Genomic DNA, 7,848 nt, shown 5'->3' on the forward strand with positions numbered 1-7,848 from the left:
CGCAACTCCCTGTCGAGCGCGTCCATGATTGCATCATCGGCGCTACGGCAGTCGACGGTGAAGGCGATCTCGCCGGGGATGACATTGCGCGAGGGGTTGGCGATCACGGCCTCGCCGACAGTGCCGACCGCGTTGGGCGCATGTTTTTTGGCGATGCTCTCCATCGCGAGCACGATTTCCGAGAGGGTGGCCAGCGCGTCGCGCCGCAGCGGCATCGGCGTCGAGCCGGCATGGCTCTCGAAGCCGGTGATCCTGCCGTCATACCACAGCACGCCCTGGCCGGAATCGACTACCCCGATGGTCTTGCTCTCGGCTTCGAGGATCGGGCCCTGTTCGATGTGCAGCTCGACGAAGCCCGAGAATTTCTGGGTGCCGACAGCTGTCGCGCCACGATAGCCGATGCCGTCCAGCGCTTCGCCCACCGTGACGCCCACGGCATCCCTGCGCGAGAGAATGTCGTCGGTGGTGAAATCGCCGACATAGGCGGCCGACGCCATCATCGCGGGCGCGAAGCGCGAGCCTTCCTCGTTGGTCCAGTTGCAGATGCAGAGCGGGGTGTCGGTCTCGATGCCGGCGTCGTTCAGCGTGCGCACCACTTCGAGCGCGGCGAGGGTGCCGAGCACGCCGTCGAACTTGCCGCCGGTCGGCTGGGTGTCGAGATGCGAGCCGAGACCGACCGGCGGCTTCGACATGTCGCGACCCTTGCGAAGAGCGAACATCGAGCCGAGTGCATCGACCTGGACTTCGAGGCCGGCATCCTCGCACGCCTTGCGGAACCAGTCGCGCACCTGCTTGTCCTCGGCCGAAAGCGTCAGCCGCCGGACGCCGCCCTTGGGCGTCGCGCCGAATTTCGCGGTTTCGTGAATCGTGTCCCAGAGGCGGGCGGAATCGATCTGCAGGTTGGAGGCGGCTCGGCTCATGCGGCTATTCCATCACCTTCGTTGGCGCGGCTCGTTGTTCAATGGCGTGCCGCCGCAGCGGCGTCAACCGACGCCGATGCATGGGACGATGCCTGCGAAGGCGTTCGAGATGGTCGATGAGACGATCCTTCGTTCCTTCCTTGGCACGATGCGTGGGATGCGGCGATCTTGCCGGCGAGTTCGGCGACCCGTTCGGTCGCGATCATTTCGGGCGAACTAAGCCAGCTTGCCGAAAAGGTCAGCGGCGGGATTTGGAGGGTCGTTTCGAGCTGTTGCAGGCGTCCGTCCGCGAGCTCGCTTTCCACAATCGCGTCGGGGATGACGGCGATACCGAGACCCTCGATCGCCATGTGAATGACGGTCGCGAGCGAGGCGCTGGCATGCAACCGGATCGGCGGCAGATCCGCCCGGTTGAACAGCGAGCGCACCACCTCGTAGGGCTGGCTCTTGCGCGGAAAGGTGATGATCGGAAATTTTGCCAGCGCCTGCACGTCGAGCGGTCCGTTGCCAAGGCCGAGCGCGGGGCTGGCCAGGAAACCGATCGGATAGTCGCACAGCTCGCGGCTGCGGACGCCGGATACCTGGGGAGGCCCGAGCACGAAAGCGAGCTCGATCTCCTGCGCCAGCAGGCGGGCGGTCAAATTCGGCGAGATGTCGACCTCGATTTCCAGCGACAGATTGGGGTAGGTGGTGTTGACGCTCTTGATCAGGTCCGGCAGCCAAGTGTGCACGATGGTCTCGGCGACGCCCAGTCGCAGAAAGCCGCGCATCGCCGAGCGGTCGCCGACCTCGGCCATCATCTCGGCGCGCAGCCCCATCAGTTTCTCCGCATACACCATCATCTGCCGGCCGCTCGGGGTCGGCGAGGCGATGCGGTGGTCGCGGTTCAGCAGTCTGACGCCCATCTCGCGCTCGAGCTGGGCGATCCGCTGCGAAATGGCGGGCTGGGTGGTGTTGAGCCGCTGTGCGGCGCCCCGAAAGCTCCCGAGTTTGACCACCCATAGAAAGGTCTCGATGGACTTGAAATCCAGCATCGATATACCTCCATCGATAAATCAGATTTATCGATCATGATTAAAAAGGACGATTAGACTTTATAGCACGGGTGAGATTGAGTGTGTTTGTCGAGATTATAGGCAGGTCGATCAAATGACTGTTTTGACGGCAGAGCGGCTGCAAGGCGCTCGGGGCGACAAAGACGCCCCTTCAAATCGAACGCTGCCCAGCCTGCAGGCGCGGCTTGCCTGCCGGGCCGGCATGGCTGCCTCGACCGCCGGCATCGCCAATGGTTTCGTGCAGGGCAATCTGGCGATCCTGCCGGAAAGGCTCGCCGCCGCCTTTCATCGCTTCTGCCAGGCTAATCCCAGACCATGTCCGATCATCGGCATGTCCGATGTCGGCGATCCCCATATCCCCGCGCTTGGGCGCGATCTCGACATCCGCACCGATCTGCCGCGCTACCGGATCTGGCGCGACGGCGAGGTGGTGGAGGAGCCAACCGACATCACCGCGTATTGGCGCGACGATCTGGTCGCCTTCGTGCTTGGCTGCTCGTTCTCGTTCGAGGAAGCGCTGATGGACGCCGGCCTGCCGATCCGGCACATCGAGCGCAATGTGCGGGTCCCGATGTATCGCACCAACATCGCCTGCACGCCGGCTGGGCCGTTCGCCGGTCCCATGGTGGTATCGATGCGGCCGTTCAAGCCGGCGGATGCGATCCGCGCGGTGCAGATCACCACGCGCTTTCCCTCCGTGCATGGCGCGCCGGTCCATCTCGGCCATCCTCACCTGATCGGCATTAACGATATCGGAAAGCCGGACTACGGCGATGCTGTGCCCGTGGAGGCCGATGAGATACCAGTGTTCTGGGCCTGCGGCGTCACTCCGCAGGCGGTGATCGCCGCCGCCAGGTTGCCGTTCGCGATCACCCACGCGCCTGGCCTGATGCTGGTGACGGATTTGCAGAACAAGCAGCTTGCTGTGCTTTGATGCAGTTCGTGCCGCTCATTGAGGCTTTACCGCGCAATCCAACCGCTTCATCGATACGCGTCGTTCATAAGAGGATATGGTCATGACGATTAGCCGCCGTAATGTGTTGCTTGGGGCCACCGCCGCCGCGGCGCTGGCGCCGATCGCGGTCCGCGCGGACACTCCCGACGTGGTGATCGGCATCATCTATCCGTTCTCAGGCGCCAGCGCGCAGATCGGCGTCGATGCGCAGAAATCATATGAGACCGCAGCCGAGATCATCAACAAGAAGTACGATTTCGATCTGCCGCTGGCGCGCACCGAAGGTTTGCCGGGGCTTGGCGGCGCCAAAATCCGCCTGGTATTCGCCGATCACCAGGCCGATCCGCAGAAGGGCCGCGCCGAAGCCGAGCGCCTGATCACCCAGGAAAAGGTCTGCGCCATCATCGGCACCTATCAAAGCGCGGTCGCGGTCACCATCAGCCAGATCTGCGAGCGCTACCAGATACCCTTCATCTCGGCCGACAACTCCTCGCCGAGCCTGCAGCGCCGCGGCCTGAAATTCTACTTCCGCGCAGCGCCCCATGACGAGATGTTCTCAGCCGCCATGTTCGACTTCTTCGACGCCATGAAGAAGAAGGGCACCAAGATCGAGACGCTGTCGCTGTTCCACGAGGACACCATCTTCGGCACCGATTCCGCCAATGCGCAGCTCAAGCTCGCCGGCGAGCGCGGCTACAAGGTGCTGGCCGACATCAAGTACCGCGCCAACTCGCCGTCACTCTCGGCCGAGGTGCAGCAGCTCAAGGCCGCCAATGCCGACGTGCTGATGCCATCGAGCTACACCACCGACGGCATTCTCCTGATCAAGACCATGGCCGAACTCGGCTACAAGGCCAACGCGATCGTGGCGCAGGACGCCGGCTTCTCCGAAAAGGCGCTCTATGACGCTGTCGGCGACAAGCTCGAAGGCGTGATCTCGCGTGGCTCGTTCTCGCTCGACCTCGCCGCCAAACGGCCGATGGTCGGCGCGGTCAACGCGATGTTCAAGGAGAAGTCGGGCAAGGACCTCAACGACTTCTCCTCGCGGCAATTCATGGCTCTGATCGTGCTGGCGGAAGCCATCAACCGAGCCAAGTCGACCGACGGCGACAAGATCCGCCAAGCCCTGGTCGCCACCGACATCCCGGGCGACCAGACCATCATGCCCTGGAAGCGCGTGAAGTTCGACGCGCAAGGCCAGAACAACGACGCCGATCCGGTGCTGCTGCAATATGTCGGCGGCAAGTTCGTCACCATCTTCCCGCCGCAGGCCGCCGTCGCCGAAGCCATCTGGCCGATGAAGTAGGCCGCAGGCTTGGTGACGTTCGAGCGTGCGAATTTTTCCGAGAGTCTGACGCGAATGCACCCAATGGCAGTGGCGGCTAAAACGAAGCTCGTCATGCCCGGGCTTGTCCCGGGCATCCACGTCTTCGGTGTCACCGCCAGCAAGACGTGGATGGCCGGGACGAGCCCGGCCATGACGGAGTTATACGGTCTCGCCCGCGTGCTGGAGCAACAACACCGGTGACCGCGGCAACCATCATCCAGAGCCTCGCCTCGGGCCTCCTGATGGGCCTGCTCTATGGCCTGATCGCCGTCGGGCTCGCGCTCATCTTCGGCCTGATGGACGTGGTCAATTTCGCCCATGGCGAATTCCTGATGATCGCGATGTACGCGACCTTCTTCCTGTTCTCGTTCTTCGCGCTCGATCCGCTGTTGGCCGCGCCGCTGGTCGCGGCCGCCCTGTTCGTGTTCGGCGCGCTGGTCTATCTGCTGGTCGTGCGCTTTGCGGTGCGGGCCAAGGCCAATGCCGGCATGGTCCAGATCTTCTCCACCTTCGGACTTGCCATCGTGATGCGCGGCTTGGCGCAGTTCTTCTTCACGCCGGATTATCGCAGCATCACGCATTCCTGGCTCGGCGGCAAAACCATCTCGATTGCGGGCGTCTACCTGCCCGAGCCGCAGCTGGTCGGCGCGCTGGTGTCGATCGTGGCCTTCGCGGGGCTTTACCTCTTCATCCACCGCACCGATTTCGGCCGCGCGCTGGAAGCCACCCGCGAGGATGCCGGCGCGGTGGCGCTGGTCGGCATCGACAAGAACCGGGTGTTCGCGCTGGGCTGGGGGCTGGGCGCCGCGCTGGTGGGACTTGCCGGCGCCGTCATGGCGATCTTCTTCTATGTCTATCCGGATGTCGGCGCCTCCTTTGCGCTGATCGCCTATGTCACGGTCGCGCTCGGCGGCTTCGGCAGCGTGTTCGGCGCCTTTGCCGGCGGCATCATCGTGGGCTTGGTCGAGGCTTCCACGGCCCTGATCCTGCCGCCGTCGCTGAAGTCGATCGGCATCTACCTGGTGTATCTGCTGGTCGTGTTCATCCGGCCGCGCGGCCTGTTCGGGTCGATCTGATGGACAAGAATTTTGCCGCGCGCCGCCGCCACGAATTGATGCTTGCGGCCGCTCTGGCGGCGGTCGCGGCGATGGTGCCGCTGTTCGTCAAGGACGTCTATGTCCAGAACATCATGGTCCTGACCTTGATGTATGCGGCGCTGTCGCAGAGCTGGAACATCCTGTCCGGCTATTGCGGGCAGATTTCACTCGGCCATGCGCTCTATTTCGGGATCGGGGCCTATACGACCGCGCTGTTGTTCACCAAGTTCGGCGTGCTGCCGTGGTTCGGCATGCTCGGCGGCGGCGCGATCTCGGCGTTGATCGCGATGGCGCTCGGCTATCCCTGTTTCCGGCTCCGCGGCCATTACTTCGTGATCGCCACCATCGTCATCGCCGAAACCGCGCTGTTGCTGTTCCAGAACTGGGATTTCGCGGGTGCTGCGCTCGGCATCGACATTCCCGTTCACGGCGATAGCTGGCTCACCTTTCAGTTTCTCCGCAGCAAGCTGCCTTACTTCTATTTCGCGCTCGCGCTCGCCTGCGTCGCCTGGTTCGTGACCTGGTGGCTGGAGGATTCGAAGTGGGGCTATTGGTGGCGCGCGGTGAAGGACAATCCGGAGGCGGCCGAAAGCCTCGGCGTCGTCGTCTTCAATTCCAAGATGGGCGCGGCCGCCGTCTCCGCCTTTCTGGTCGCGGTCGGCGGCAGCTTCTATGCGCAATTCGTCTCCTATATCGACCCCGAAAGCGTGATGGGTTTTCAGTTCTCGCTGTTGATGGCGCTGCCCGCGGTGGTCGGCGGCATCGGCACCTTGTGGGGCCCGCTATTGGGCGCCGTCATCCTGATTCCGCTCACCGAGTTGACGCGCTCCTTCATCGGCGGCTCCGGCCGCGGCGTCGATTTGATCGTCTACGGCAGCCTGATCGTGCTGATCTCGCTGGCACGGCCGCAGGGGCTCGTCGGCCTGTTCGCGCAGGTCAAGCGGCAGTTCGCGCGGCGGCGCAAGGCGGTCGCGCCATGACGGCCTTGCTGGAAACCCGCGGCGTCACGCAGCGCTTCGCGGGGCTGGTCGCCAACAGCGATGTCTCGATCTCGGTCGGGCGCGGCGAGATCGTCGGCCTGATCGGGCCCAACGGCGCCGGCAAGTCGACGCTGTTCAACCTGATCGCCGGCGTGTTTCCGCCGACCGAGGGCGCCATCCTGTTCGACGGCCAGGACGTGACCCGGTTGCCGGCGGCGGAGCGCTGTCGGCGCGGCATCGGTCGCACATTCCAGGTGGTCAAGAGTTTTGAGACCATGAGCGTCATCGACAACGTCATCGTCGGTGCACTGGTGCGCACCACGACCATGCGCGAGGCCCGCCGCAAGGCGCATGAGGTGCTGGAATTCGCAGGATTGGCCGGCCGCGCCGACGTGCCGGCCGCCGACCTGATCCCGTCCGAAAAGCGCCGGCTCGAAGTCGCGCGCGCGCTCGCCACCGAGCCAAAGCTGCTGCTGCTCGACGAGGTGCTGACCGGATTGACGCCGACCGAGGCGCAGACCGGCGTCGAACTGGTGCGGCGGGTGCGGGAGACCGGCGTCACCGTGCTGATGGTCGAGCACGTCATGGAGATCGTGATGCCGCTGGTCGACCGCGCCATCGTGCTCGATCTCGGCAAGGTGCTGCTCGAGGGCAAGCCCACCGACATCGTGCGCGACCCGAAAGTCATCACCGCCTATCTTGGGGATCGTCATGCTGTCGGTGCGTGAGGTCACGACCGCCTATCAGGGCCTGGTCGCGATCTCCGCGGTCTCGATCGAGGTCGAGAAGGGCGAGATCGTCTGCGTCGCCGGGGCCAACGGCGCGGGCAAGTCGACGCTGTTGAAATCGATCGCCGGGGCCGAGCGGCTGCGCGCGGGCTCGGTCAGCTTCGACGGCACCCGCATCGACGGCATGGCGCAGCACCTGATCACCGCGCGCGGCATCGCCTATGTGCCGGAAAACCGAAGGCTGTTTCCGCGCCTGTCGGTGCGCGACAACTTAAGGCTCGGCAGCTATCTCTATCGCAGCGAGACCGATCGCGACCAGCCGCTGGAGCTGGTGTTCCAGCTGTTCCCGCGGCTGTCGGAACGGCTGGAGCAGCGTGCCGAGACACTGTCGGGCGGCGAGCAGCAGATGCTGGCGATCGGCCGCGCGCTGATGACAAGGCCGCGGCTTCTGATGCTGGACGAGCCCTCGCAAGGCATCATGCCAAAACTGGTCGACGAGATCTTCCAGGCCGTCAAACGCATCCGCGACGCCGGCATGACGGTGCTGATCGTCGAGCAGCGCATGGCCGAGTGTTTGGATATCGCCGACCGCGCCTACATCCTGCAGACCGGCCGGGTGCTGATGCAGGGCGCAGCAGCCGAGATCAAGGGCAATCCCGACGTCCGCAAGGCGTATCTGGGATTGTGACGTCTTCTCCGTCATGCCCGGGCTTGTCCCGGCATCCACGTCTTGCTTTTTCTCGTGGTACAAAGACGTGGATGGCCGGGACAAGCCCGGCCATGACG

8 protein-coding genes are annotated in these 7,848 nt (G+C 64.3%); 6 read left to right on the forward strand and 2 right to left on the reverse strand.

Translation table 11 applies throughout. The features are described 5' to 3' along the window. The coding region (locus WCB02_RS37290) for a Zn-dependent hydrolase (protein WP_423966878.1) at positions 1 to 920 on the reverse strand (920 nt) is incomplete at its 3' end. A gap of 38 nt (positions 921 to 958) precedes the next feature. Beyond that, entirely contained in the window at positions 959 to 1,954 is a 996-nt protein-coding gene (locus WCB02_RS37295; protein WP_423966880.1) for a LysR family transcriptional regulator, read from the reverse strand. Positions 1,955 to 2,069: 115 nt separating this feature from the next. Between WCB02_RS37295 and WCB02_RS37300 the strand changes: the two genes are divergently transcribed. From WCB02_RS37300 to WCB02_RS37325, 6 genes are all read left to right on the forward strand, one after another. After that, entirely contained in the window at positions 2,070 to 2,909 is an 840-nt protein-coding gene (locus WCB02_RS37300; RefSeq protein ID WP_423966882.1) for a putative hydro-lyase, read from the forward strand. 82 nt (positions 2,910 to 2,991) lie between these two features. After that, a complete protein-coding gene (locus tag WCB02_RS37305; protein ID WP_423966884.1) occupies positions 2,992 to 4,236 on the forward strand; it encodes an ABC transporter substrate-binding protein in 1,245 nt (414 codons plus the stop codon). Between the two features lie 218 nt (positions 4,237 to 4,454). Beyond that, a complete protein-coding gene (locus WCB02_RS37310; RefSeq protein WP_423966886.1) occupies positions 4,455 to 5,333 on the forward strand; it encodes a branched-chain amino acid ABC transporter permease in 879 nt (292 codons plus the stop codon). Beyond that, positions 5,333 to 6,334: a branched-chain amino acid ABC transporter permease gene (locus tag WCB02_RS37315; RefSeq protein ID WP_423966889.1), complete on the forward strand. Its 1,002-nt coding sequence runs from the start codon at positions 5,333 to 5,335 to the stop codon at positions 6,332 to 6,334. The genes WCB02_RS37310 and WCB02_RS37315 overlap by 1 nt, the downstream gene beginning before the upstream one ends. Further along, positions 6,331 to 7,062: an ABC transporter ATP-binding protein gene (locus WCB02_RS37320; protein WP_423966892.1), complete on the forward strand. Its 732-nt coding sequence runs from the start codon at positions 6,331 to 6,333 to the stop codon at positions 7,060 to 7,062. Before WCB02_RS37315 ends, WCB02_RS37320 begins: the two co-directional genes overlap by 4 nt. Continuing rightward, positions 7,046 to 7,750: an ABC transporter ATP-binding protein gene (locus WCB02_RS37325; protein ID WP_423966895.1), complete on the forward strand. Its 705-nt coding sequence runs from the start codon at positions 7,046 to 7,048 to the stop codon at positions 7,748 to 7,750. The genes WCB02_RS37320 and WCB02_RS37325 overlap by 17 nt, the downstream gene beginning before the upstream one ends. Positions 7,751 to 7,848 lie beyond the last annotated feature (98 nt).

This window comes from Bradyrhizobium sp. (assembly GCF_049581145.1).
Lineage (GTDB): Bacteria > Pseudomonadota > Alphaproteobacteria > Rhizobiales > Xanthobacteraceae > Bradyrhizobium.